Annotated in this window: 25 protein-coding genes; 19 read left to right on the top strand and 6 right to left on the bottom strand. The window is 66.1% G+C overall.

Going from position 1 to position 24,800, the window contains the following annotated elements; genetic code table 11:
- Positions 1-100 precede the first annotated feature (100 nt).
- A complete protein-coding gene (locus tag U0C82_RS11865) occupies positions 101-2,044 on the bottom strand; it encodes a methyl-accepting chemotaxis protein (protein ID WP_322187332.1) in 1,944 nt (647 codons plus the stop codon).
- 534 nt (positions 2,045-2,578) lie between these two features.
- On the opposite strand from U0C82_RS11865, the gene modA reads away from it, so the two are divergent.
- From modA to modC, 3 genes are read left to right on the top strand one after another with little or no spacing between them, the layout of a single operon-like run.
- On the top strand, positions 2,579-3,331 hold the full coding sequence (gene modA, locus U0C82_RS11860) for a molybdate ABC transporter substrate-binding protein (RefSeq protein WP_322187331.1): 753 nt from the start codon (positions 2,579-2,581) through the stop codon (positions 3,329-3,331).
- A 52-nt stretch (positions 3,332-3,383) separates the two neighbouring features.
- Entirely contained in the window at positions 3,384-4,064 is a 681-nt protein-coding gene (gene modB, locus U0C82_RS11855; protein ID WP_322187330.1) for a molybdate ABC transporter permease subunit, read from the top strand.
- Positions 4,064-5,155 (top strand): molybdenum ABC transporter ATP-binding protein, encoded by a 1,092-nt coding sequence (modC, locus tag U0C82_RS11850; protein ID WP_322187329.1) that lies wholly within the window; start codon positions 4,064-4,066, stop codon positions 5,153-5,155. The genes modB and modC overlap by 1 nt, the downstream gene beginning before the upstream one ends.
- Before the next feature lie 120 nt (positions 5,156-5,275).
- On the opposite strand, the gene queC is transcribed toward modC, so the two are convergent.
- The 3 genes from queC to queE are packed head-to-tail and all read right to left on the bottom strand — an operon-like array spanning position 5,276 to position 6,989.
- Positions 5,276-5,986 (bottom strand): 7-cyano-7-deazaguanine synthase QueC, encoded by a 711-nt coding sequence (gene queC, locus U0C82_RS11845; protein WP_322187328.1) that lies wholly within the window; start codon positions 5,984-5,986, stop codon positions 5,276-5,278.
- A gap of 2 nt (positions 5,987-5,988) precedes the next feature.
- Entirely contained in the window at positions 5,989-6,345 is a 357-nt protein-coding gene (gene queD, locus U0C82_RS11840; RefSeq protein WP_322187327.1) for a 6-carboxytetrahydropterin synthase QueD, read from the bottom strand.
- Positions 6,342-6,989, bottom strand: coding sequence for a 7-carboxy-7-deazaguanine synthase (gene queE, locus U0C82_RS11835; protein WP_322187326.1), 648 nt, complete (start codon positions 6,987-6,989; stop codon positions 6,342-6,344). The genes queD and queE overlap by 4 nt, the downstream gene beginning before the upstream one ends.
- Positions 6,990-7,580: 591 nt before the next feature.
- Here queE and U0C82_RS11830 point away from each other — a divergent pair.
- The 6 genes from U0C82_RS11830 to U0C82_RS11805 all read left to right on the top strand — a co-directional run bounded on the left by U0C82_RS11830 (position 7,581) and on the right by U0C82_RS11805 (position 11,742).
- On the top strand, positions 7,581-8,045 hold the full coding sequence (locus U0C82_RS11830; protein ID WP_322187325.1) for a hypothetical protein: 465 nt from the start codon (positions 7,581-7,583) through the stop codon (positions 8,043-8,045).
- Between the two features lie 46 nt (positions 8,046-8,091).
- Entirely contained in the window at positions 8,092-8,814 is a 723-nt protein-coding gene (locus tag U0C82_RS11825) for a MotA/TolQ/ExbB proton channel family protein (protein ID WP_322187324.1), read from the top strand.
- Positions 8,815-8,861: 47 nt separating this feature from the next.
- The gene (locus U0C82_RS11820) at positions 8,862-9,206 is read left to right on the top strand and encodes an ExbD/TolR family protein (RefSeq protein WP_416186669.1); all 345 of its coding nucleotides are present in this window, start codon (positions 8,862-8,864) and stop codon (positions 9,204-9,206) included.
- A gap of 21 nt (positions 9,207-9,227) precedes the next feature.
- Positions 9,228-9,665: an ExbD/TolR family protein gene (locus U0C82_RS11815; RefSeq protein ID WP_322187322.1), complete on the top strand. Its 438-nt coding sequence runs from the start codon at positions 9,228-9,230 to the stop codon at positions 9,663-9,665.
- Between the two features lies 1 nt (position 9,666).
- Positions 9,667-10,683 carry an energy transducer TonB gene (locus tag U0C82_RS11810; protein WP_322187321.1) on the top strand — a complete coding sequence of 339 codons (1,017 nt, stop codon included), beginning with the start codon at positions 9,667-9,669 and terminating at the stop codon, positions 10,681-10,683.
- Between the two features lie 261 nt (positions 10,684-10,944).
- The gene (locus U0C82_RS11805) at positions 10,945-11,742 is read left to right on the top strand and encodes a Crp/Fnr family transcriptional regulator (RefSeq protein WP_322187319.1); all 798 of its coding nucleotides are present in this window, start codon (positions 10,945-10,947) and stop codon (positions 11,740-11,742) included.
- A 148-nt stretch (positions 11,743-11,890) separates the two neighbouring features.
- Here U0C82_RS11805 and U0C82_RS11800 read toward each other — a convergent pair whose 3' ends face one another.
- Positions 11,891-12,520 carry a hemerythrin domain-containing protein gene (locus U0C82_RS11800; RefSeq protein WP_322187318.1) on the bottom strand — a complete coding sequence of 210 codons (630 nt, stop codon included), beginning with the start codon at positions 12,518-12,520 and terminating at the stop codon, positions 11,891-11,893.
- Positions 12,521-12,606: 86 nt separating this feature from the next.
- Here U0C82_RS11800 and ccoN point away from each other — a divergent pair, with 86 nt between their 5' ends.
- The 10 genes from ccoN (at position 12,607) to ald (ending at position 23,371) form a co-directional block, all read left to right on the top strand.
- Positions 12,607-14,283 carry a cytochrome-c oxidase, cbb3-type subunit I gene (gene ccoN / locus U0C82_RS11795; RefSeq protein ID WP_322187316.1) on the top strand — a complete coding sequence of 559 codons (1,677 nt, stop codon included), beginning with the start codon at positions 12,607-12,609 and terminating at the stop codon, positions 14,281-14,283.
- Positions 14,284-14,324: 41 nt separating this feature from the next.
- Positions 14,325-15,098 (top strand): cytochrome-c oxidase, cbb3-type subunit II, encoded by a 774-nt coding sequence (gene ccoO / locus U0C82_RS11790; protein ID WP_322187439.1) that lies wholly within the window; start codon positions 14,325-14,327, stop codon positions 15,096-15,098.
- 4 nt (positions 15,099-15,102) lie between these two features.
- Entirely contained in the window at positions 15,103-15,258 is a 156-nt protein-coding gene (locus tag U0C82_RS11785) for a cbb3-type cytochrome oxidase subunit 3 (protein ID WP_322187315.1), read from the top strand.
- Positions 15,259-15,261: 3 nt separating this feature from the next.
- A complete protein-coding gene (gene ccoP, locus U0C82_RS11780) occupies positions 15,262-16,158 on the top strand; it encodes a cytochrome-c oxidase, cbb3-type subunit III (RefSeq protein ID WP_322187314.1) in 897 nt (298 codons plus the stop codon).
- A gap of 164 nt (positions 16,159-16,322) precedes the next feature.
- On the top strand, positions 16,323-17,897 hold the full coding sequence (ccoG, locus tag U0C82_RS11775; protein ID WP_322187313.1) for a cytochrome c oxidase accessory protein CcoG: 1,575 nt from the start codon (positions 16,323-16,325) through the stop codon (positions 17,895-17,897).
- 24 nt (positions 17,898-17,921) lie between these two features.
- On the top strand, positions 17,922-18,425 hold the full coding sequence (locus U0C82_RS11770) for a FixH family protein (RefSeq protein WP_322187312.1): 504 nt from the start codon (positions 17,922-17,924) through the stop codon (positions 18,423-18,425).
- Complete coding sequence (locus U0C82_RS11765; RefSeq protein ID WP_322187311.1) at positions 18,422-20,722, top strand: heavy metal translocating P-type ATPase; 2,301 nt, start codon at positions 18,422-18,424, stop codon at positions 20,720-20,722. The genes U0C82_RS11770 and U0C82_RS11765 overlap by 4 nt, the downstream gene beginning before the upstream one ends.
- Positions 20,719-20,865 carry a cbb3-type cytochrome oxidase assembly protein CcoS gene (gene ccoS, locus U0C82_RS11760; RefSeq protein ID WP_322187310.1) on the top strand — a complete coding sequence of 49 codons (147 nt, stop codon included), beginning with the start codon at positions 20,719-20,721 and terminating at the stop codon, positions 20,863-20,865. The genes U0C82_RS11765 and ccoS overlap by 4 nt, the downstream gene beginning before the upstream one ends.
- A 180-nt stretch (positions 20,866-21,045) precedes the next feature.
- A complete protein-coding gene (locus U0C82_RS11755; protein WP_322187309.1) occupies positions 21,046-22,149 on the top strand; it encodes a diguanylate cyclase domain-containing protein in 1,104 nt (367 codons plus the stop codon).
- Between the two features lie 106 nt (positions 22,150-22,255).
- On the top strand, positions 22,256-23,371 hold the full coding sequence (gene ald, locus U0C82_RS11750; protein ID WP_322187308.1) for an alanine dehydrogenase: 1,116 nt from the start codon (positions 22,256-22,258) through the stop codon (positions 23,369-23,371).
- Between the two features lie 28 nt (positions 23,372-23,399).
- Here ald and U0C82_RS11745 read toward each other — a convergent pair whose 3' ends face one another.
- The gene (locus tag U0C82_RS11745) at positions 23,400-24,788 is read right to left on the bottom strand and encodes an aminotransferase family protein (protein ID WP_322187307.1); all 1,389 of its coding nucleotides are present in this window, start codon (positions 24,786-24,788) and stop codon (positions 23,400-23,402) included.
- Between the last annotated feature and the right edge of the window lie 12 nt (positions 24,789-24,800).

Below are 24,800 nucleotides of genomic sequence, written 5' to 3'. Positions count from 1 at the left end.
GTACCGATCGCCCGGCAACCGCTTCGTTGCGCCAATTGTCCGGGCGGGCCTGTCGTTCCGACATCGTCGGCGATCGGCGGCGTTCGAGGGGATGCGGCGCTCAGAACTCCTCCCAGCTCTCCTCGGCCTGCATCGGGGCGGGCTTGCGGGCCGCGCCGCCCGAGCCGGTGGTGCGCAACTGCTGGACCGCGACGGGCGTGCGTGCGGGATGGGTCTGGACGGTGGCGGATGCGCGGCTCCTGACGGGATCGGTCTTCGGCCGGCCCATGTCCGACGTGCGGAACTTGGCCATGGTGGCCGCCAGCTGGTCGGTTTCCTGCGACAAAATCTGGGCCGCCGCCGTCGATTGCTCGACCATGGCCGCGTTCTGCTGGGTGACCCTGTCCATATGGTCGGCCGCCGTCGAGACTTCCCGAAGGCTCGTCGCCTGTTCACGGGCCGACGAGGCGATCGTCGCGATGACCTGCGTCATCGAGGTGACTTCCGCGACGATCTCGTCGAGGGACTGACCGGATGCGGTGACGAACTCGACGCCGTGCCCCACCTGCTCGCGCGAGGTGATGATCAGGCTCTTGATCTCCTTGGCCGCTTCCGCCGAGCGCTGGGCAAGACCACGCACTTCCTGCGCGACCACCGCAAAGCCTCTTCCCGCTTCGCCCGCCCGCGCCGCCTCGACGCCGGCGTTCAGCGCAAGGAGATTGGTCTGGAAGGCGATCTCGTCGATGACGCTGATGATCTGGTTGATCTGGTTGGAGGAAGCCTCGATCTGGCTCATGGCCGTCACCGCCTTCCTGACGATGTCGCCGCCCTTCTCGGCCTTCTGGCGTGCGGTATCGGCCACCTTCTGCGCGTTGCCCGCGCCATCGGCGGTCTCGTTCACGGCGTTCGTCACCTGGCCGAGAGCGGCGACTGTCTGCTCGAGGCTCGCGGCTTGCTGCTCGGTCCGCTTGGCCAGATCGTTCGACGCCGTGGTGATCTCGCCAAGCCCGTCGCGAATCGAACCGACCGAGGACACCACCTGCCCGATCGCCCCTTCCAACGCTTCGACGGACAGGTTGAACTTGGCCCGGATCGGCTCGAATTCCGGTGCCACCTTGCCCTCCATGCGCACGGTCAGATCACCGCCCGACAGGCGGTCGAAACTATGGTCGACGACGCCCATGAAATTGCGCAGGTCCTCCGCCTTCGCATTCTCAAGGTCGGCCTGACGCCTGGCGCTCTCCGCCTCCGAGGCGCGCGAGGACTGCGCTTCGTGCTCGAGGCGCTCGCGCTCGACCGCCTGAACCTTGAACACCTGGACCGCGCCCGCCATCTCGCCGATCTCGTCCTTGCGGTCCACGCCCGGCACGACAACGGTCTTGTCGCCGGATGCCAGACGCCGCATGGTGCCGGTCATGGTGGCGATCGGGTGTGCGATCAGGCGGGAAAGAAGCCAGCCCATGGCCCAGGTCGAAAGTATCAGCACCGCGGTGCCGATGATGAGGGCCGCGGTCGCCGACACGCCCGCCTGAAGCTGGGTGGCCGATCCTTCGGTCAGTGCGTCGTTTTCCGTTGCCAGAACGGAATCGATGGCTTCCTCGGCCGCGTTGATCCATGCGTCCGCTTCGTCGGACCTGATCAGCCGCAAGGCGCGCTCGAGGCCGCCCTCCGTGCCGATCGCGGCCACGGCAGGGGTGACGACATTCGCGTGCCAGGCGCTCACGGTGGCCGTGATCTTGTCGAGTTCGGCGACACGCTCCGGCGCGGTCTGCCTCAGCCCCGCAAGACGGGAGGTGATGGATTCGAGCCGCTTGGCCATCGCATTGGTATAGCGGGACTCGCCCGTCAACAGGTAGCCGCGCATGCCCGCCTCCATACGGGAGAGATCCATTCTGATATCCCGCATGTCCGATGCGATCGCACGATGATGAGTCATGTTGTGGTTCGCCGACGCGATCGCGACAAGCTGCGTATAGACGATGCCGCCCATCACCATCGCGATGAGGATCAAGATTGCGAACGCGGCCGTCAACTTCCGCGAAATACTGTAATTCTGGAATAGCATGTGAACCCCAACCCCCTGGCCGATCGATCTCTCTCGACAGCGACCTTCCGTCAGCGGCGCGAGATTTTAACCAGTGATAAGAACAATGTCTTAAAAACACGTAACGGAACGGTCACCAAACCTGCATATTGTCGCCACCCCGGTCGAATCGAAGGCAAAAGATCGGCCCGACCTGTACCGGGTCTGCCGCCGCCGACCCGGCTCACGACAGACCGCCCCGCGAGAGCTGGTATCACCGGGATTCAGGCGCGATGGGCAAAACCGGTCCAACCGGTTCGACGAACCTCGATGCCGATATGTCTTGCGACGGAGACTAGGTTCGAGCCCGCCACATTCGCGGTGAGGCGGGCAGACGCGTGCCCGCTGCGGCAGGCCGCAAGGGCGGGCACGACCTCTCGCACGGTGCGCGCGGCGCTCCGATCGAGGCCTTGAGTCATCCCCCTCGAAAGGCCTCGACGGGAATGTCGCTTGCTGGGATGCCGATCCGGGGCTATCCCCATCGATATGTCTCAATGGGTATACCAGGGAAATCCCATGCTCAGAATCCTCGCCGGACCCCTATCGGCCGTCGTTCTGGTCTGCGCGACACCGGACGTTGCAAGGTCCGACACGACGAACGTGGCGGTCGCGGCGAACTTCACCGATGCCGCGAGCGAGATCGCGGCGGCATTCGCGAACGCCGGCGACCACGAGGCGGTCCTGTCGTTCGGGGCAACGGGCCAGCTCTACGCGCAGATCGCGCAGGGTGCGCCGTTCGAGGTCTTCCTCGCCGCCGACGACGAACGTCCGACGCGCGCCGTCGAAGAGGGCTACGGTGTTCCAGGCAGCGTCTTCACCTACGCCATCGGTCGCCTCGTTCTCTATTCCGGCGAGGCCGGCGTGGTGACCGGGCCGGAGACGCTCGAGGCCGGGACGTTCGACCGCATCGCCATCGCCAATCCCGACACCGCGCCCTATGGCGTTGCGGCCGTCGAGACGATGCGGGCGCTCGACGTTTACGACGCCTTGAAGTCCAGGATCGTTCAGGGCCAGAACATCGGCCAGGCCTATCAGTTCGTCGAGACGGGCAACGCCGAGGTTGGCTTCGTGGCGCTCGGGCAGGTCTCGCAAGCCGAAACAGGATCCCGCTGGATCGTACCGCGCGATCTCTATGCGCCGATCCGCCAGGATGCGGTGCTCCTGAAGACCGGCGAAGCCAATCCGGCCGCGGCCGCCTTCGTCGCGTTTCTCAAAGGCGACGAAGCCGCCGCGATTATTGAGAAATACGGCTATGCGATCGATCGATGAGCTCGGCCGCCGGGCGCTCGGCCATGGGCGTTGACGGGAGAGACAGGCGAACATGCTGACAGCCGACATCTGGTCGCCCATCCGCCTGACGCTGGAACTTGCGGCGATCACGACCGTGCTGCTTCTCGTCGTCGGCACCCCGATCGCCTGGTGGCTGGCGCAATCGACGTCCCGCTGGAAGGAGATCGTCGCGACCATCGTCGCCCTGCCGCTGGTGCTGCCGCCGACCGTTCTCGGATTCTACCTCCTCATCGTGCTGGGACCCGACGGTCTCGGCGGGCTCTTCGGCGGGCTGGTGGGCCTGCGCACCTTCGCCTTTACCTTCGAGGGGCTCGTGTTCGGGTCCGTGCTCTACTCCATGCCCTTCGTGGTCCAGCCGATCCGCAATGCGTTCGAGGCGATCGGCGAGCGGCCGCTGGAGGTGGCCGCGACCTTGAGGGCCTCGCCCGGTGATCGCTTCCTGAGCGTCGCCGTGCCGCTCGCAAAACCCGGATTCCTGACCGGGGCGGTGCTCGGCTTTGCCCATACGGTGGGCGAGTTCGGCGTCATCCTGATGATCGGCGGCAATATTCCCGGCGAGACGAAGGTGCTGTCCGTGGCGATCTACGACTTCGTCGAGACGCTGCGGTGGCGCGAGGCGCACATCCTTTCGCTGGGAATGCTGGTCTTCAGCTTCATCGTGATCCTCACCGTGTCGATGCTGACACGGCGCTCGGGCCAGCGGACGTTCTGATGCAGACGAGCGCGCAGTCCATCATGGTGAACCTTGAGGGTCGTCTCGGCAGCTTCATGCTGGATGTCGCGTTTCAGGCACCGATGCGCGGCATCACCGCACTGTTCGGACCCTCCGGTTGCGGCAAGACGACGATCCTGCGGTCCGTCGCCGGCCTCAGGCACATTCCCGGAGCGATCGCCATCGGAACCGATGTCTGGCAGAATTCGCGCAGTTTCCGCCCGCCGCACGAGCGTCCGGTCGGCTATGTCTTCCAGGAACCGAGCCTGTTTCCGCATCTGTCCGTCCGCCGCAACCTCGTCTACGGGCGCGATCGCGCGGCCGGCTCGAGCGGCGCCATACGCTTCGACGACGTGGTCGACCTTCTAGGCCTGTCCCATCTCGTCGACCGTGACCCGGCCCATCTGTCCGGCGGCGAGCGCCAGCGCGTGTCGATCGGCCGGGCGCTTCTTTCGCAGCCCCGGCTTCTGCTGATGGACGAGCCGCTGTCCGCGCTCGACCGCATGGCGAAGGACGAGATCCTTCCCTATTTCGAGGCGCTGCACGCGAACCTGTCGATACCGGTCCTGCTCGTCACCCACGACATCGCCGAGGTCGAGCGGCTCGCCGACCATCTCGTCGTGCTCAAGGACGGCCGTGTCGTCCATGCAAGCCCTCTGAACGAGGCCCTGACCGATCCGAACCTGCCCTTCGGCCGTTCGCGCGACTTCGCCGCCGTTCTCGCCGGCACGGTCACGCGCGTCGATCCGGACGGCCTTGCGGCGATCGACGTCTTCGGCACCGAGATCCTCGCGATCGGCGACGGGCTGGACGTTAACCAGACGGTCCGCGTTCGAATCGTCGCAAGCGATGTCAGCCTCGCCCGGGACCGCGCGACGCAATCGAGTATTCTCAATCTGGTACCGGCCAGGATCGTCGGTATCGACCCGATGGGCGCGGCGGAGGCCAATGTGCGCCTTTCCCTGGCCACGGACGGATCCGCGCACTTCGTCGCGCGCGTCTCCCGTCGATCCGTCGCAAGCCTCGATCTGCGCGCGGACGACCGCGTCGTCGCGCAGATCAAGAGCGTCTCGCTCGCCGCGACCCGGTGACGCCATGCGGACACGGGCTTTGCCGGCGCCGTGAACCGCCGCGTCCGTCTTGCGATCGGCAGCGGGACAGGCAGGGCCCGTGCGTCCGATCGGCCGGCCTTCAGCGCGATCTCGACCGGATCAGGAAGCTTCGGCGTTGCGGTAGGCGATCCAACCTTTGGCGCGCAGATCGCAGGCGGGACACGTGCCGCATCCATAGCCCCAGTCGTGACGATGGGTCCGGTCGTTGAGATAGCAGGTGTGGGTGTGTTCGCGCACCAGATCGACGAAGCCGGTTTGGCCGAGGCGGTACGCCAGTGCCCAGGTCTCGGCCTTGTCGATCCACATGAGGGGCGTGTGGATCACGAAGCGCTTGTCCATGCCGAGGTTCAGGGAGAGTTGCACCGCCTTGATCGTGTCGTCCCGGCAGTCGGGATAGCCGGAGAAGTCGGTCTCGCAGACGCCGGCCACGATATGCCGGGCGCCGCGCCGATAGGCGAGCGCACCGGCGAAGGTCAGGAACAGAAGGTTTCGCCCAGGCACGAAGGTGTTCGGCAAGCCGTTTTCCTGCATCTCGATCGCGGACGACTGGGTAAGCGCGGTCTCGCTGATCTGCCCCAGAACACCGAGATCGATCAGATGATCCTCGCCGAGCTTTTCGCCCCAGGCCGGAAACCGGGCCCGCATCGCGTCGAGAATCACGGGACGCACATCGAGTTCCGCCCGGTGGCGCTGGCCATAGTCGAAGCCGATCGTCTCGACATGCGCGTAGCGCTCGAGCGCCCAGGCAAGGCAGGTGGTCGAATCCTGCCCGCCCGAGAACAGGACGAGCGCGGAGGTCCCATCGGACATGGTCATCGCCCTTCGTATTCGGCCCAGCAGTGCGGGGTTTCGAAGACCTTCACGGACCGGAGTTGCGGAAGCGCGAGGCTCGCGCGCCGCCAGATCCAGACCGCGATGTTCTCGGCCGTCGGATTGTGGAGCCCCTCCACCTCGTTCAGGCAGTGATGGTCGAGCTGTTCGAGAAGCGGACCGAACCCCGCCTCCACATCGAAGAAGTCGACGACGAACCCGGTTTCGGGGTCGACGTCGCCTTCGAGACAGAGTTCGACGCGATAGGAATGACCGTGCATGCGGAAGCAGCGATGGGTCTCGGGAACCTTGGGCAGGCGGTGCGCCGCCTCGAAGGTGAATGCTTGCGTGATCTTCATCGAATTCCCAGCATCTTGTGCGTCTGGAGGGTGAGGCGCCAACGTGGGTGCGCCATGCAGTAGGCGATCGCCGCGGCCGTATTCGCCTCGACTTCGGGACCGTCCATCGGCTGCAGCAGAAAATTGTCGAAGCGCAGATGGACGTACGCCTCGGGTTCGGCGCCTGTCTGGGGATAGACGAGCTTCAGCTCGTCGCCTCGGGTGACGACGAGCCGCGCGCCCGCCTTCGGGCTGATGCAGAGCCAGTCGATCCCGCCCGGCGGATCGATCGTGCCGTTCGATTCGACCGCAATTTCGAAGCCGACCGAATGGAGCGCATCGACGAGGTCCGCGTCGACTTGAAGAAGCGGCTCCCCGCCGGTGAGGACGACAAGGGGCGTCTCGCCCGCCCCTTCGCCCCAGGCCCCCCACGCGGATCCGATGGTGGACGCCAGTTTTGCGGCGGTCTCGTATCGACCGCCGAGGCTCCCGTTCGTTCCGACAAAGTCGGTGTCGCAGAACGTGCAGACCGCGCTTGCGCGGTCCTGTTCGCGGCCCGACCACAGATTGCAGCCGGCGAACCGGCAGAACACCGCCGCCCGTCCGGCATTCCTGCCTTCGCCCTGCAAGGTGTAGAAGATCTCCTTGACGGCATACGCTCTCATCGGCCCTGGTTCTCATCGCTCGCATGGATCGGCAAGGCGTGCCTTAAACGTGAAATCCGATCGAGAACACCCGGCCGCAGACGCGACCTTGGCTTGCATCGCCGCTTCGGGCGGGCCGTTCGGACAGCCTCCATGGAAGAGGCGAGCGGCAGGGACGCCGCCCCGCGACACCGACAGGCCGGACGCCTGCGATCGACCGCTTACCTTGCATCTCGCACGCTCAGGATGCGGTGATTCGCCGCGGCATCGGGATGCGGTCTCGCGGCGCGTGCCTCCTGTGCGCCTGTGAACGGCGACCTGCGGCATCACGCCGGACGCATCGTCGACGCGCTCACGAAACTTGAACTCTGTCATCCATATTACCGTCGCAGGCCGGCGATTGAACGTCGGGCCGATGACCCGTTCGCGGCTCGACCTTTCCACCGGCTCCTCTGGCCAGGGCTACCCCTCCCTCACGGAATGGCGGTGTCGCATGTCGGAGGAGGCATCGCAAAGCCGCGAGGATCGCCCTCTGGACGCCGTATAACTTGACAATCATTATCTTCTTTATGTAGGGGCGTCACAACCCTGTTGCCTTCCGCGGAGTCCTCGATGCCGATTTCGAAATCATTGCGGCGCGCGTGCGCCATCACGTGCCTGATGGCGTTGACGCTTGCCGGACCGGTGGCGGCGCAGGAGACGACGTCGCCGCCGCGAGAACCCGCAAAGAGCGTATTGTCGATCGAACTCAACCGCGTGGTGGCGAACGAAGCCGGTTGCCGGCTCGGCTTCGTGACGCAGAACAGGATCGGCTCCGATCTCTCCAAGACGGCATTCGAGATCGTGCTGTTCAATCCCGAGGGCCTGATCGAGCGCATGCTGGTCCTTGATTTCGGAGCGATGCCGGAAGGCCGCACGAAGGTGCGTGAGTTCAATCTGCCGAACGCGCCCTGCGATTCGATCGCCCGGATTCTGGTCAACGACGTCTCGGCCTGCGAGGGCGAGGGCGTCGCGGAAGGGGCATGCGCCTCGGCCCTGTCGGCCTCCTCGCGCACCGACGTCGCCTTCGGACTCTGAGCGGCGAAAACCACGTTCCCTTCCCTCCTTTCCAGCGATGTTTCCGATGAATGCTTCCCTGCTTCTTCAGCCGGTCGCCAAGCTCTACGAGCTCGGCGGTTTCGTGGTCCTGATACTGGCGGTTCTGTCGGTGGTCGCGTTCGCGGTGGTTCTTCTCAAGCTCTGGCAGTTCGCGCGCGAGGGCGTCGGGAAACGGCGCGCCAGCGACCAGGCGGTCGAGGCGTGGGTCCGCGGCGATATGAACGGCGCGCTGACGCTTGCCGAAAGGGGGAGCGGCGTCGTGTCCGGGGTGGTCGCATCGGCGATCCGCGGCGCGATGAACCGATCGCTCGCCAGACAGACGATCGAGGAAGACGTCCAGCGGATCGCGACCGAACGGTTGCATTCACTCTCGGCGGGCTTGCGCCTTCTGGAAGCGATCGCCCAGATCGCGCCGCTGCTCGGATTGTTCGGAACGGTGCTCGGCATGATCGAGGCGTTTCAGGCAATGCAGACCGCAGGCGCCGACATCGACCCCTCTCAGCTTGCCGGCGGCATCTGGGTCGCGCTTCTGACGACCGCCGTCGGCCTTGCGGTGGCCATGCCCTCGCAGCTTCTGACGACCTGGTTCGATGGCCGCATCGAGAACGAGCGTGTGGCGATGGAGACGTCGATCGCCGCGATCTTCACGCGCCGGGCGACCGAACGGACCCCCGGAACGCGGGGCCAGTCCACCACGCCCGATCTCGCAGCGGTTCCGGCGAAGGCCGGGCTCGCACCCGGCGAGTGAACCCCATGCGGCTTGGCGTCAAACGGTCACGACGAGCGGCACTGTCGATGACGTCGCTGATCGACGTCATCTTCCTTCTGCTGCTCTTCTTCATGCTGACATCCACCTTCGTGCGTCACCAGCAGGTGGACATCGCGCCGCCCGCTCCCCGCGGCGCGGGCGCAGGTTCGGTCCCCGACGTGCTTTTGCGCGCGGGCGCCGAAGGTGCGATCACGATCAATGGCGAGAGCGTCGAGCCGGCGTCCATCGTCGAGCGCCTCAAGGTCCTGCGCGAGGCAGGCGGCACCACGCTTCTCGTCAAGGCCGACGAAGGTGCCGTCAGCCAGACCCTTGTCGGCGCCGTGGAAGCGGCGCGCCGCGCCGGTTTCGCCGCGATCTCCGTCGCCGACTGACCGCATGTCCGGATCATTGCCATGAACCTTCAAAGACCCGTCAAACGCTGCGGCCAGGATCCGACGATCGCGCTGATCAACATCGTCTTTCTGATGCTGATCTTCTTCCTCCTCGCCGGGTCGATTGCGGCCCAGGGCGACGGCGATATCGAACTGATCCGCACGAGCGAGGCCGAAGGCACCCGTCCGCCCGCTGGCCCGGTCGCGATCACCGCGCAGGGCGAAATGCGCTATGGCGGCCGAACGCTCACGCGGGACGCACTGTTCGGCGTCCTCGGGCAGACCAGCGCCGCCCCCGCGGGGAACCGTGGTTCGCAGAACGCGATGGCGACGGCCGCCCCGGTCTCGGTCGTGGCCGACCGAAACCTTCCGGCCGTGGAGCTGATCGCCTTCCTGCGCGCCATGCGCGAAGCTGGCTACGAGACCCGGATCGTCACGCGGTCCGGCGGGAGTCTTTGACATGGCCTTGTCGCGCCGCGCGTTCGCATCGGCCATCATGGCCTCTCTCGCCCTCCACGCAGGCGCGGCCCTCTGGCTGACGGCGGCCTCGAGCATGGAGGAACCGCCGATGATCGAAGGCGGGCCCGGTCTGGAACTCGCCGTCTCCGGAGATCCCTTCGACGCGCTCGCGGCGGGCGAGAATACCGGCGAGGCCGAAACGGCGACCGCCGCCGAGACGACGGAAACCCTCAAGGCTGCCGAGCCAGTCGAGACGGCCGAAGCCGTCGCCGACACCGTCCCGGCGCAAACCAACCCGGCGCAAACCGTCGTCGCCGAGACCGCGCCCGATCTTGCGCCCGCACCGAGCGAACCGGTCGCCGAGACGCCGCCGGAGGCGAGCGACGTCGCCGAGACCGCCGAGATCGCAGCCGTCGAGCCGGAGGCGCCGAGCGTCGCGCCCGTCACCGAGACGGTGGAGGCGATGGCGCCGCAGCCGGAGGGCGTGCCGCTTCCGACGCGGCGTCCGAACCCGCCGCCGCGGCGCGTTGCGCAGGAAGAGCCGGAAAGGACGCCGGAACGGCGGGAGCGGGCCCGGCGGCAGGAACGGGCCGAAGCGCCGCGCAGCGAGCGCACGCAATCGCGCAGCGGCGATCGTGGACGCCAGCAGGCGAACGCGCAGCGAGGCTCGCGCGACAACGGGCGGGCGGCCCGGTCGGGTGGGCAAGGTTCGGGCGCCAATGCGTCGGCGGCCCGGTCCAACTATTCCGGTCAGGTGCTGGCGCGCATCCGCAGCGCTCAGCGCTATCCCGCGTCCGCGCGTCGTCAGGGGGCGCAGGGCACCGCAACCGTTTCCTTCACCGTGAACGCCCGGGGCGGCGCATCCGGCATCCGGCTCGTGCGCTCATCGGGCAACGCGCTGATCGACCGGGCGGCGGTCGATACGATCGGTCGCGCCTCGCCGTTTCCGCCGATCCCGCCCGCGGCCGGTCGCAGCACGATGAGCTTCTCGGTGCCGATCCGCTTCCAGCTTCGATGACAGGTCATGTGAGAGGACGCGGCGCGGAACCAAGACCGCGCGGCGAACGCCGCCGGACCATCCGCCCGACGTTGAGCGGCCGCAACGAAAACCGCCCCTTCTTCCGCAAGGGAGAACGCGACGTTTCCTTGCGCGATGCAGGCACTTCTGCTGCCTTCGTGAAGACGATCGCGCCTCTGGGCAAGCGTTCGGGCCGCCCGGCCCGGCCTCTTGAACAGGCGATCGCTTTCAGGATCGTCCGATCTCGTCTACAAACGGGCCATGAGCACCGATAGAACCCGCACGGATCCTTTGACGGGGGCTGTCCGCTCCGGCGCGGACGCGCAGGACGGCAGGCGTCTGGATATTCACAATTCGGATATTCCATTGCTCTGCCGCGCCTGCGAAGCGCGACACAAGGGAATTTGCGGCGGCCTCGATCCCGATCAGTTGCAGCGGCTGAGCAGGCACACGCACAAGCATGTGCTGCGGGAAAATGTCGAGGTGATCGCTCCCCAGCAACCGGTCACGACCTATTCCAACATTCTTTCAGGTGTGGTGAAGCTCACCAAGCTGATGCCGGACGGGCGCCAGCAGATTGTCAGCCTGCAGTTCGCGCCCGATTTTCTGGGCCGCCCCTTCAAGGCAAGCAACGAATATTCCGCCGAGGCCGCCACCGATATCCGGGTCTGCTCGTTCCCGCGCAAGGTGCTGGAGGACATGATCGACGAATCGCCCGATCTCGGCCGCCGGCTTTACGAGCAATCGCTGAAAGAACTCGACGAAGCGCGCGACTGGATGCTGACGCTTGGGCGCCGGACGGCGGCCGAAAAGGTCGCGAGCTTCCTCTATCTGATCGCCACCCATATCGATCCGGAGGTCGACCTCGTCCATGGCGGCATCCGCTTCGATCTTCCGTTGAAGCGTGCCGACATCGCCGATTTTCTCGGCCTGACCATCGAGACCGTGTCGCGCCAGCTCACCAAGTTGCGCAAGGCGAACATCATCGAGATCGAGATGAACCGCACGGTGATCGTGCCGAACGTCGAACGGCTCAAGGCTGCCTGCGCGGCAAGCTGAGCGAGCCGGATGGCCTGGCTGACGCCTGATGCGGCGAAAAAGGGCTGTCGCCGCGCGGTCGATTTCGCAAACGCCGCGGCTCACGTCGCCAGGACCGAAACGGTGACCGCCGGCCGGCCAGACGCATGAGACGTGCGCACGGGGCCGGTCAGACGTGGGTCGGACCCGTCTCGCTGGCGATAAGGCGCGGCAGAACGCATTCCCGCTCGAAGGCGATGTGCCGGCGCATGGATTCGAAGAAGCCGCGAAGCATGTAGCCGAGCCCCTCGCTCCGGGAGGTCTCGAGGGTCTGCAGCCGCCGCATCGAGATGGCTTCCGCGATCTCGTCGGCATAGCTCTCGTCCTCCATATGTTCCCATTCCAGGCGCGCGATCGACTGGACGATCCCGTCGTCTGCGTTCGCGCCCTTCGACAGGAGCGGAAAGATGCGTTCCTCCTCGAACCGGTGCGCCTTGCGCACGGCGAGGCCGAGACTGCTGGCGAGCCTGTCGCAGCGCAGCCAGCACACGCCGTTCGGCAATTCATCGGCGACCGCCTCGAGCTGGTCGCAGAGGCGCTCCTGCTGGTCGAGCAAATCGACGAACTGCTCGGAGAGGCTCGCCCGCGGCACATGGGTGCCGATCGCCATCTGGGTCATGCCGGGCTTGCGGTGAAGGATGACGACGTCGCCGTGCATGATGGTTTGAAACTCCTGGTCGAACCGTTCGACACCCCGACTGTTCATGATCGCTGCCCCGGCCGCATTGATCCAGATCAATGCGGCCGGCGCTCTTGCCATGCGATCGGTTCGGCCAGCGCCGCAGCCGAGGCATTCCCACCCTTCAGAGCGGAATGATCGGCGCGGCTGTTCGGAGACCATCAGCCATGAAACACCATACCGAAGCGATCGGCCTCTTGATCGCCACCCTTGTTGCCTTCGTAGCGGCCGGATACGCCGAGGATGCGGGCTTTGCCGCCCACGCCTGGGTGCTGTTTTTCGTGTTCGCGGCCGCATCCCTCGTCCTGCTCAACCGCGTCTCGTTCGACGAGCAGAAGGCAATTCCCTTCTCGTCCGGTGCGCACGCACGCACCGACGCCGTCCACGGCACGTCGCTCGCCGCACAGGATCGAACGGCCGGCTATCAGGACGATGTCGTCCGCTTCGGCATCATCGCGACGGCGCTGTGGGGCACGGTCGGATTTCTGGTCGGCACGATCGCGGCGGTGCAGCTTGCCTGGCCCGACTTCAACATCGAGCCCTGGCTCAACTTCGGGCGTGTGCGACCGCTCCATACCTCGGCGGTGATCTTCGCATTCGGTGGAAACGCCCTGATCGCGACTTCGTTCTACATCGTCCAGCGGACCTCCCGGGCGCGGCTGTGGGGCGGCAATCTGGCCTGGTTCGTCTTCTGGGGATACCAGCTCTTCATCGTCCTGGCGGCGACCGGCTATCTTCTCGGCATCACCCAGAGCCGCGAATATGCCGAGCCCGAATGGTATGTGGATCTCTGGCTCACGATCGTCTGGCTCGCTTATCTCGCGGTCTTCGTCGGCACGCTGGTGAAGCGCAAGGAGCCGCACATCTATGTGGCGAACTGGTTCTTTCTCGCCTTCATCGTCACCATCGCCATGCTGCACGTGGTCAACAATCTGGCCGTGCCGGTCTCCTTCCTGGGGGCGAAGAGCTACTCGGCCTTCTCGGGCGTCCAGGACGCGCTGACCCAGTGGTGGTACGGCCATAACGCGGTCGGCTTCTTCCTGACCGCCGGCTTCCTCGGCATGATGTATTACTTCATTCCCAAGCAGGCCAACCGGCCGGTCTATTCCTACCGGCTGTCGATCATCCACTTCTGGAGCCTGATCTTCCTCTACATCTGGGCGGGCCCCCATCACCTTCACTACACCGCCCTGCCCGACTGGGCGCAGACGCTGGGCATGGTGTTCTCGATCATGCTGTGGATGCCCTCCTGGGGCGGCATGATCAACGGCCTGATGACGCTTTCGGGCGCGTGGGACAAGCTCAGAACCGATCCGATCCTGCGCATGCTCGCAATGTCGGTCGCCTTCTACGGCATGTCGACCTTCGAGGGGCCGATGCTCTCGATCAAGGCGGTGAACTCCCTCAGCCACTATACCGACTGGACCATCGGGCACGTGCATTCGGGCGCGCTCGGCTGGAACGGCATGATCACCTTCGGCGCGATCTACTTCCTCGTTCCCAGGCTGTGGAACCGCGAACGGCTCTACTCGCTGCGGCTGGTCAACTGGCACTTCTGGCTCGCGACCCTCAGCATCGTGATCTACGCGGCCGTCATGTGGGTCTCGGGCATCATGCAGGGCCTGATGTGGCGCGAATACGGGACCGACGGCTACCTCGTCTACTCCTTCGCCGAGACCGTCGAAGCCATGCATCCCTACTACGTCACGCGGGCCTTCGCCGGCGTTCTCTTCCTGTCCGGCGCGCTGGTGATGCTCTTTAACATCTACAGGACGATCCTCGGCGACGTGCGGGTCGAAGAACCGATGGGCGGCCGCAGGGCCGTCCTCCAACCGGCCGAATGAGGGGCGAACCCATGTCAGAAAAACCAGACGCCCACGATCCGATGGATGGCGCACGGCCGATCGTGAAGAAGGACCCCGTGGCGCGCTCGATCCTGACGCGCCACGACAGGATCGAGAAGAACGTGACCCTGCTCCTCGTCCTCTCCCTGGTGACCGTCACCATCGGCGGTCTGGTGGAGATCGCGCCGCTGTTCTATCTCGACAACACAATCGAGAAGGTCGAAGGCATGCGGCCTTACTCGCCGCTGGAGCTGGCCGGACGCAACATCTACGTCCGCGAGGGCTGCTATGTCTGCCATAGCCAGATGATCCGTCCCTTCCGCGACGAGGTGGAGCGGTACGGCCATTATTCCCTGGCCGCCGAAAGCATGTACGACCATTCGTTCCAGTGGGGCTCCAAGCGGACCGGGCCGGACCTTGCCCGCGTGGGCGGGCGCTATTCCAACGAATGGCACGTGCAGCATCTGGCAGAACCGCGCTCGGTCGTGCCGGAATCGATCATGCCGGGCTACGGCTTTCTCGGCACCACACCCTTGGTCGTCGAAGATCCCGAAGGCCACCTGAAAGCCAATCGCGCCGTCGGCGTTCCCTATTCGGACGCGATGATCGGGGCCGCGCAGGCCGATCTCCTGACCCAGGCGAGCGCGACCGCCGACAATACCGGGCTTCTCGAGCGCTATCCCAAGGCGGTGACCGGAGACTTCGACGGCAATGCCGACGCCGTCACCGAGATGGATGCGCTGATCGCCTACCTGCAGATGCTCGGGACTCTGGTCGACTTCTCGACCTTCGAGCCGGAAACCACGGGACGCTAGCGAAATGGATTTCGATTATCAGGCCCTGCGCACCTTCGCGGACAGCTGGGGCCTCCTCTACATGCTGGCGATCTTCCTGATCGTCGTCGTCGTCGCATTTCGCCCGGGCTCGCGGTCCATCGCACAGGATGCGGCGAACATCCCATTCAGGGAGGAATGAGCCGTGGCTGACAAGGACAAGCCGGTCGACGAGGTCACAGGCGTCGAGATGACCGGCCATGAATGGGACGGCATCACCGAACTCAACAATCCTCTGCCCCGCTGGTGGCTGACCCTCTTCTACGCCTGCATCGCGTTCGCGGCCGTCTATACGCTTCTCTACCCCGCCTGGCCGCTCGTGAACTCGGCGACCGCCGGCCTTCTGGGCTGGTCGAGCCGCACCACCTACGAGGGCCGGGCCACCGAAGCCGAAATGCGCAAGGAAGGCATTCTCGAACGCATCGCCGAACGTTCGCCGGAAGAGATCGCGGCCGACCCCGAACTGCGGATCCACGCGATCGCGGCGGGACGGGCAGCCTTCAAGGTCAACTGCGTGCAGTGCCACGGCTCGGGCGCGGCGGGCGGGGGCGGCTATCCCAATCTCAACGACGACGACTGGATCTGGGGCGGCTCGCTCGACGCGATCTACACGACGATCCTGCACGGCATTCGCTATGGCGCGGACGAGGATTCGCGGATCTCCGAGATGCCGGCGTTCGGGCGGGACGAAATCCTTGCCCGCGACGAGATCGTCGCCATCGCCCATCACGTCCGGGCCCTGTCCGGTCAGGAGGCGGATGCGGCATTGGCGACACGGGGCGAGACGCTCTTTGCCGACAATTGCGCCGCCTGCCACGGCGAGACCGGCGGCGGCGGTCCCGAGCTCGGCGCCCCTGCCCTCGACGATGCGATCTGGCTCTATGGCGGCTCGCTGCAGGCCATCAGGGCGCAGATCCAGGCGCCGCAGCATGGCGTCATGCCCGGCTGGGTCGACCGTTTGGGTGAGACGAGCGTGAAGCAACTGGCCGTCTACGTGCATTCGCTGGGTGGCGGCGAGACCGAGACAGCCGAGGCCCGGTAAAGTCCGGGCCTTCGTTCGGGCGGCGACGGGTCCCGACCCGCTCGCCGCCTCGGCCCCGACCGGCAAAACCCTTGATCGAGATCAAGGCAAGCCTCCCGTTTCCCGTCCAAGCACGGGAGACGAACGCCCCTTCGCGGGGCTCATCAGACGAAGCGGCGGCAGACATGGACAGCCAGACGGACGGACGAGACGCGAACGATGTCCAGACCTTCACCGACAGCGCCACCCATGCGGTCGGTGCCAGCGCGCCGCTCTACGCCAAGCGCACCAAGATCTTTCCCAAGCGCGCGGAGGGCCGCTTTCGCCGGCTGAAATGGATCGTCATGGCGGCGACGCTCGGCGTCTACTATTTGACGCCCTGGCTGCGCTGGGATCGCGGACCCTACGCCCCCGATCAGGCGGTGCTTCTCGATCTCGCCAACCGGCGCTTCTACTTCTTCTTCATCGAGATCTGGCCGCAGGAATTTTTCTACGTCGCCGGCCTTCTGGTGATGGCGGGCATCGGCCTTTTTCTCGTCACGTCGGTCGTCGGGCGGGCGTGGTGCGGCTATGCCTGCCCGCAGACGGTCTGGACCGACCTGTTCCTCACGGTGGAACGGGCGGTGGAAGGCGACCGCAACGCGCGCATGCGCCTCGACAAGGCACCCTACGACGCTGCCAAGATTGCGAAGCGCGTGCTGAAGCACGCGATCTGGATCGTGATCTCGGTCGCCACGGGCGGCGCCTGGATCTTCTACTTCGCCGACGCCCCGACCCTGATGCGCGACGTGGTAACGCTGAACGCGCCCTTCGTCGCCTACGCCACGATCGGCATCCTCACCTTCACCACCTACTGCCTCGGCGGCCTGATGCGCGAACAGGTGTGCATCTACATGTGTCCCTGGCCACGCATCCAGGCGGCGATGCTCGACGAGCATTCGCTGACGGTCACCTACAATGACTGGCGCGGCGAGCCGCGCTCGCGCCATCGCAAGCGGGCGGCGGCGGCCGGCGAACCGGTCGGCGACTGCATCGACTGCAATGCCTGCGTGGCCGTCTGCCCGACGGGCATCGACATTCGCGAGGGCCAGCAGCTCGGCTGCATCACCTGTGCCCTGTGCATCGATGCCTGCGACGCGGTGATGGACAAAATCGGCAAGGAACGCGGGCTGATCGCCTACGCCACCTTCAACGATTACGAGACCAACATGGCGCTGGCGAGCGACCCGGTCACGGGCCAGATCGTGCCGTCGCGCGTGCGCGATGCCTCCGGTCGTTTCGCGAAGGCGTTCAGGCATTTCGACTGGCGGATCATGATCCGGGCGCGCACCCTGATCTATCTCGCCGCCTGGTGCGCCATCGGTCTCGCCCTCGTCACCGCCCTGTCGCTGAGAAGCCGCCTCGACCTCAACGTGCAGCACGACCGAAACCCTGTCTTCGTCACCCTGAAGGACGGCTCCACCCGCAACGGCTACACCGTGAAGCTGCTGAACATGGTGCCCGAGCCGCGCACACTCACGCTCGCCATTGCCGGTCTCGACGGAGCCCTGATGAGCATTCCCGATCTCGGTCTCGACGGGGTAAGCGAGGCGGACGTCCCGGTCGAGCCGGATCTCCTCCGCAGCATCAAGGTGTTCATCTCCCAAGCGCCGGACGCGGCCGAGCCGGGGTCGAGCGAATTTCGCTTCACGGCCGTCGACAGGGCCTCCGGCGAGGCCGATCGCTACGACGCGATCTTCGAAACCCCCGACCGGCCCTGAACCGGGCCACCAAGGATCGTCAGCATGCTCGATATTCTTCTCGCACGGCGCGCATTCACCGGCTGGCACATGCTGGCCATCATGGTCCTCTTCTTCGGAACCGTCATTACCGTCAACGTCTACATGGCGTCCCGGGCCCTTTCCACGTGGAGCGGGCTCGTGGTGGAAAACAGCTATGTGGCAAGCCAGACCTTCGACACCGATGTCGCCGACCGGCGGCGGCAGGTCGAGCTCGGCTATGCGCTCGAAGCGTCCTATGCCGACGAGACCGTGACCATCGCCCTGATGCGGGACGACACGCCCCTCAGGATCGCCTCGGCGGAAGGGTTCGCCGGGCGGCCCGTGACGGCCATGGAGGACCGGCCGCTCGCCTTCACGATCGACGGAACGGGAACCGCGACCGCCGCGATGCACCTGCCGTCGGGAAGCTGGAAGGCCGACGTGACGGTCGTCACCATCGATGGCGAAATCCTGCGGCGCGCACTGCGCTTCGTCGTGACCGAAGCCGAAGCAAGGGTGGCACGATGAGCTGTTGCAGCGCGGCCCTCGCCGGCGACATCGCGGGCCTCAATGCCGACCCGCAGGCCATGCGCCGGCGCGAAGAGCTCCGCCATGCCGGGCGCGTCCTGGCGGACGGCGGCGCGGACTATGTCCTCTCAGTTCCAGCCATCCATTGCGGGAAATGCATATCCGTCGTCGAGGACGGGCTCGCGGGCCTCGACGGGGTCGAGACGGTGCGGGTCAATCTTACCTTGAAGCGCGTCAGCGTCCGGGTCGCCGCATCGCTCGCCGCCGATCCGCTTGCCCTTCTTGAGAGGCTCGACGCGCTCGGCTATCCCGCGACGCCGGTCGACCTCGGCGATCTCTCGGCGCATGGCGAGGCGCTTCATTCGACCGAACTCCTCAAGGCGCTGGCGGTCGCGGGCTTCGGCAGCGCCAACGTGATGCTCCTGTCGGTCTCGGTCTGGTCCGGCGCCGACGCAGCGACGCGCGACGCGTTCCATCTCGTCTCCGCCCTCATCACCGTGCCCGCCATCGCCTATAGCGGCCGCGTCTTCTTCCGCTCGGCGATCTCCGCCCTTCGCCAGGGCCGGCTCAACATGGACGTGCCGATCTCGCTCGCCATTCTCCTCGCCGTCGGCATGAGCCTGGGAGAAACCCTGACCGGGGGCAAGACGGCCTATTTCGATGCCGCCCTGATGCTGACCTTCTTCCTGCTGATCGGGCGCTGTCTGGACGAGCGCATGCGCGAGCGGGCGCGGAGCGCCGTCACGGCCCTGGCGCGACTGTCGGCCAAGGGCGCGACGATCGTGGAGGGAAACCAGCTGCGCTATGCGCCCCTCGACGAGATCCGGCCCGGCACGCGGCTTCGCTTCGTCGCGGGCGAGCGGCTCGCCGTGGACGCGGTCGTCGTCGCCGGTACGGGCTTCATCGATCGATCGCTCGTCACGGGCGAAAGCGTGCCGGTCGCCGTCCAGCCGGGCGACCGTCTGGAAGCGGGCGTCCTGAACCTTTCGGGACCCATCGAGGTCGAGGCGCTGCGCGATGCGGGGCACTCGTTCCTCGCCGAGATCCAACGCATGATGACGGCCGCCGAAGTCGGTCGCGGTCGCAGATCGCGCATCGCCGACGAGATCGCGCGGATCTACGCCCCGGCCGTCCACCTGATCGCCGCCGCGACGTTCCTTCTCTGGATCATTGCCGGCGGCGGCTGGTACGAGGCGACCTATGCGGCGATTTCGGTTCTCATCGTCACATGTCCCTGTGCGCTCGCCCTTGCGGTTCCCGTCGTCCACGTGGTGGCCGCGAGCCGGTTGTTCGAGCACGGCATCCTGATGAAGGACGGCACGGGCCTCGAAAAGCTCAACGGCATCACCCACGCCATCTTCGACAAGACGGGAACGCTCACCCAGACGGTTGCCCAATCGCCGATCACCGTCCTGCCCTTGCGCGAAAGACGGATCGCCGCCGCCCTCACCCGCTCCTCGTCGCATCCGGTCTGTCTTGCCCTCGCCGATCGCCTGAAGACGGAACAGCGCGTGGCGCTCGACGCCGTCCGCGAATATCCGGGCCTCGGCCTCGAGGCCCGCTATGGCGCCCTGCGCGTCCGCCTCGGTCGTGGCGACTGGGTCGCGGAAATCGCCGCCGATCCGTCCGGCGCCATCGACATGATCGACGGGACGGCTCTGGCCATCGAAGGCGAGACGGTGATCGGCCTGGCGATTGCGGAGCGTCTGCGCGACGGCGCGCGGGACACGATCCCAGAGCTCGCGTCGAAAGGCATTTCTGCCGAGATCCTGTCCGGTGATGCCGACGGGCCCGTGCGCCGCATCGCCTCGCTCCTGAAAATCCCGTATCGCGCGGGGCAGACGCCGAAGCAGAAGCTCCTGCGGATCGAAGCCTTGAAGGGTGCCGGCGCGCGCGTCCTGATGGTCGGCGACGGCCTCAACGATGCGCCGAGCCTGTCGGCCGGCGATGTCTCGATGGCACCGGGATCGGCCTGCGACATCGGGCGGCTCGCCGCCGATTTCGTGTTCACGCGCGACGATCTGTCGAGCGTGACGACGGCGCTGGAGATCGCACGCAGGGCCCATCGCCTCGTCGCCCAGAACTTCGCGATGGCGTTCGGCTACAATGTGATCGCCGTACCGCTCGCGGTCGCCGGTCTCATCACGCCGCTCATCGCCGCCATCGCCATGTCGCTCTCCTCGATCCTCGTCGTCGCCAACAGCCTGCGGCTCGCATCGACCGGCGCCCCATGGCCGGTGAAGACGCAGGTCCGCGCGCCGTCCGTTTCCCTGAAGACCGCAGAGGTGAGCGCTTGAACGTCCTGATCTATCTCGTGCCGATCGCCCTCGGTCTCGGAGGGCTCGGCCTCGCCGCATTCTTCTGGAGCCTGAAGAGCGGCCAGTATGACGATCTGGAGGGCGCGGGAGAGCGCGTCCTCAAGGATGACGACGCCCTCTAGGACAAGCCGCGCAGAACGGGTCCAAGCCTCATGGACCGCCGGACGTCGCGTTTCGATCGCGGCGCCGCGTTCTTCCGAAGCGAAAGGGGTTTTCGTCAGCAAAGCGCATAATCAGTCGGTTTACGTTGACTTTAGGCGCACGGGCTAACCTATGATCCGGCGAACATATCGAACTGGGTCGTGAGCTTGTCCAACAGTCCATCCTATCACGCGGTACGGTCCGGCAAGCGGACTCCCGACCATTCGCTCGCACGCCCATCGCTCCTCGCATCGCTGATCGATCGGGCAAGGGGATGGAAGGTCGAGTTCAACCGCAAGAACGCGCTCATCCAGCAGCAAAAGGCGGAGCTCGCGCGCAGCCGCAAGATCTTCGATCGCGCATCGGAAGCTGCCCGGATCGGCGTATGGGAATGCGAGTTGAGCGATTGCAGCTTGCGCTGGACCGACGTCGTCTACGACATTTTCGAGCTTCCCCGGGGATCCGCCCTCGATCGGTCGGCCACGCTCCAATTCTATCCCGAGGCCTCGCGCGCCCGCCTCGAAGACATTCGCTCGCGGGCGATCGCCGAGAAGACCGGCTTTACGCACGACGCCCTGATCACGACCGCAAACGGCAACAAGCGCTGGATCCGCATCACCGCGTCGGTGGAATGCGAAGACGGGGAACCGGTCCGCATCTTCGGCATGAAGCAGGACATCACCGCCGAGAAGACCGCCGTGCTGCGGCTTCGGCACCTCGCCGATTTCGATTCCCTGACCGGGCTTGCCAGTCGCAGCCGCTTCCAGACCCATGTTGCGGGCGATCCCGACGGTGGCATGGCCGCCGCGCCGCTGAGCGCCATCGTGCTGATCGATCTCGATCGGTTCAAGGCCGTCAACGACGAGTTCGGCCATGTGGTGGGCGACGAATGCCTACAGGAAACGGGCCGGCGGCTCGCACTGCTGGAGCCCCGGGCGGATCTCCTCGCACGCATCGGCGGCGATGAATTCGCGGCGGTCTTCGGCCCGGCTGCCTCGCGGGAAACGGTCGGACGCTTCGGGGAATCTGTGGTCCGGATCATGCGGCGACCGATCCAGGCATCCGGTCATTCGATCGGCCTCGGCGCATCGGTCGGCATCGTGTTTTCCAGTGACGCGGCCGACTATGCCCGGGCCGATGCCGCACTGTACCGGGCGAAAGCCGCCGGTCGCGGCACGGTGTGCGTCTTCGGCGAGGAGGAAACGTCACGCCCGGCGCCAGGACCTGTCGCAAGCAAAGCCGCAAAACCCGGTGGTCCGGCATGAGCGACGCGGCGCGCGGCGCGCGAAATGCGGAACGTCCGCCAAGACATTTCGCGCAGGCCGATGCACAATGGCCGGGCCTTTCACACTCGCCCAAAGGGATGAAGTCATGCGCGTCGGTTGCCCGAAGGAAATCAAGAATCACGAATACCGGGTCGGCCTGACGCCGGCAGCCGTCCGCGAATATGTGGCGCATGGTCATCAGGTGCTGATCGAGACGGGCGCCGGCGCCGGCATCGATGCGGCCGACACTGCCTACGAAGCCGCAGGCGCCGCCATCGTGGGAACCGCCGAGGAAATCTTCGCAACCTCGGACATGGTCGTGAAGGTGAAGGAACCGCAGCCGGGCGAATGGGCGCAACTGCGCGAGAACCAGATCCTCTACACCTACCTTCACCTCGCTCCGGATGCCGAACAGACCAGGGGCCTCGCCGGATCCGGCGTCACCGCCGTCGCCTACGAGACCGTGACGGATTTACGCGGCGGGCTTCCGCTGCTCGCGCCCATGTCGGAAGTCGCCGGCCGGCTTTCGGTCCAGGCCGGTGCCCGTGCGCTGGAGAAGGCCCATGGCGGGCGTGGCGTACTTCTGGGCGGCGTTCCCGGCGTCGGCGCCGGCAAGGTCGCGATCATCGGCGGCGGCGTGGTCGGCAAGGAAGCGGCGAAGATGGCGATCGGCCTCGGCGCCATCGTCACCATTCTCGATCGTTCGATCCCGCGCCTCCGCGAACTCGAGGACCTGTTCGAAGGCCGGGTGATGACGCGCTTTTCGACGCCGACGGCCATCGACGAGTGCGTCTTCGACGCCGATCTCGTCATCGGCGCCGTGCTCATTCCGGGTGCCGCCGCACCCAAACTGGTGACGCGCGCGATGCTCTCGTCCATGAAGAAGGGCGCCGTGCTCGTCGACGTGGCGATCGACCAGGGCGGCTGCTTCGAAACATCCCACGCCACCACCCATGCCGAACCCACCTTCGAGGTCGACGGCATCGTCCACTATTGCGTCGCCAACATGCCGGGCGCGGTGCCGATCACCTCGGCCTACGCGCTGAACAATGCGACGCTGCCCTTCGGGCTTTCGCTCGCCGACCGGGGGCTGGACGCGCTGGTCCAGGACCCGCACCTTTTAGCCGGTCTCAACGTCCATCGCGGCATGATCACCAACCGCGCCGTCGCCGACGCGCTGGGACGGGAATTCACCGAAGGTCTGTCGGCCCTCCAGGGCTGAGACGCCGTCCGTTTCGCGCGCCCGTGCGTCAGTGCGTGAAGACGCGTCCCAGCGCGTGGTCCACGCAATCGGTGATCGCGTCGATATCGTCCTTCGTCGCGATCAGGGCGGGGGCGAACAGCAGCGCATTGTTCATGCCGCCGGCCAGCGATCGGTTCTGGGCGCCGATCATCACGCCGTTCGCCATGCATTCGGCAACGACAGCCTTGACCATCGCTTCGGGGACCGGCTCCTTCGTCGTGCGGTCGGCCACCAGTTCGAGGCCCGCGAACAGCCCCTTGCCGCGGGCCTCGCCGACGACCGCGTGCTTTTCCATCAGGCCCTGGAGATTGGCGAGCAGCCGATCGCCCATCCTCGCCGAATTCTCGAGAAGATTCTCGTCCTCCAGGATCCGCATGTTCTCGAGCGCCGCCGCCGGCCCGGAGGTGCAGCCGCCGAAGGTGGAGATGTCGCGGAAGAAGCTCAGCGGATCGTCCGCATCGTCCTTGAAATGGTCGAACACGGCTTCGCTCGTCACGGTGCACGAGATCGCGGCATAGCCGGAGGCCACGCCCTTCGCCATGGTGACGAAGTCCGGCTCGACGCCGTAATGCTGGTAGCCGAACCATGTTCCGGTGCGGCCCATGCCGCAAACCACTTCGTCGATATGCAGGAGGATCTCGTACCGGCGGCAGATCTCCTGGACCCGCTCCCAATAGCCGGCCGGCGGCACGATGGCCCCGCCCCCCGCGGTGATCGGCTCGAGACACAGGCCGCCCACCGTGTCCGGCCCTTCGCGCAGGATCACCGCCTCGATCGCATCGGCGGCACGCTCCCCGTAATTTTCGATCGCACCCCACTGGCTGCGATATTCCAGACAGTGGGGCACTTCGACGAAACCGGGCACGAAGGGGCCGTACTGGGCATTGCGCTGGGCATGGCCGCCGGCGGACAAGGTGCCGAACGTCGTGCCGTGATAGTCGCGCTCGCGGAACAGGATCTTGGCCTTGCGGCCGCCATGGTGGCGGTGCGAGATCTGCCGGATCATTTTCCAAACCTTCTCGTTCGCCTCCGATCCGGAGTTCGAATAGAAGACCCGGCTCATGCCGGGCATTTTCCCGACCAGCCGTTCGGCGAACAGCGCTCCGGGAACGGTGCCGGCGGCACCGGCGAAATAGTTCAGCTTCAGCACCTGATCGCGGATGACGTTCGCCATGCTCTCGCGGCCATAGCCGATGTTCACCGTCCACACGCCGCCCGAAACCGCATCGAGGATCTCCTTGCCGGTCGCGTCCCAGACGCGCATGCCGCGCCCCTCGATGATGACGCGCGGATCGCTCGTCTCGTAGGGCTTGTGCTGGGTGAGATGGTGCCAGACATGGCGCCGATCCGCCTCGACAACGGCGCTGATATCGTTGGGTGCTGTGTGCTGGTTCACGTCGATCCCCTT

Source organism: Fulvimarina uroteuthidis (assembly GCF_034321785.1).
In the GTDB taxonomy this organism is placed as follows: domain Bacteria; phylum Pseudomonadota; class Alphaproteobacteria; order Rhizobiales; family Rhizobiaceae; genus Fulvimarina; species Fulvimarina uroteuthidis.
The sequence above is the reverse complement of the archived record's forward strand: the minus strand, read 5'-3'. Positions and strand labels throughout refer to the sequence as shown.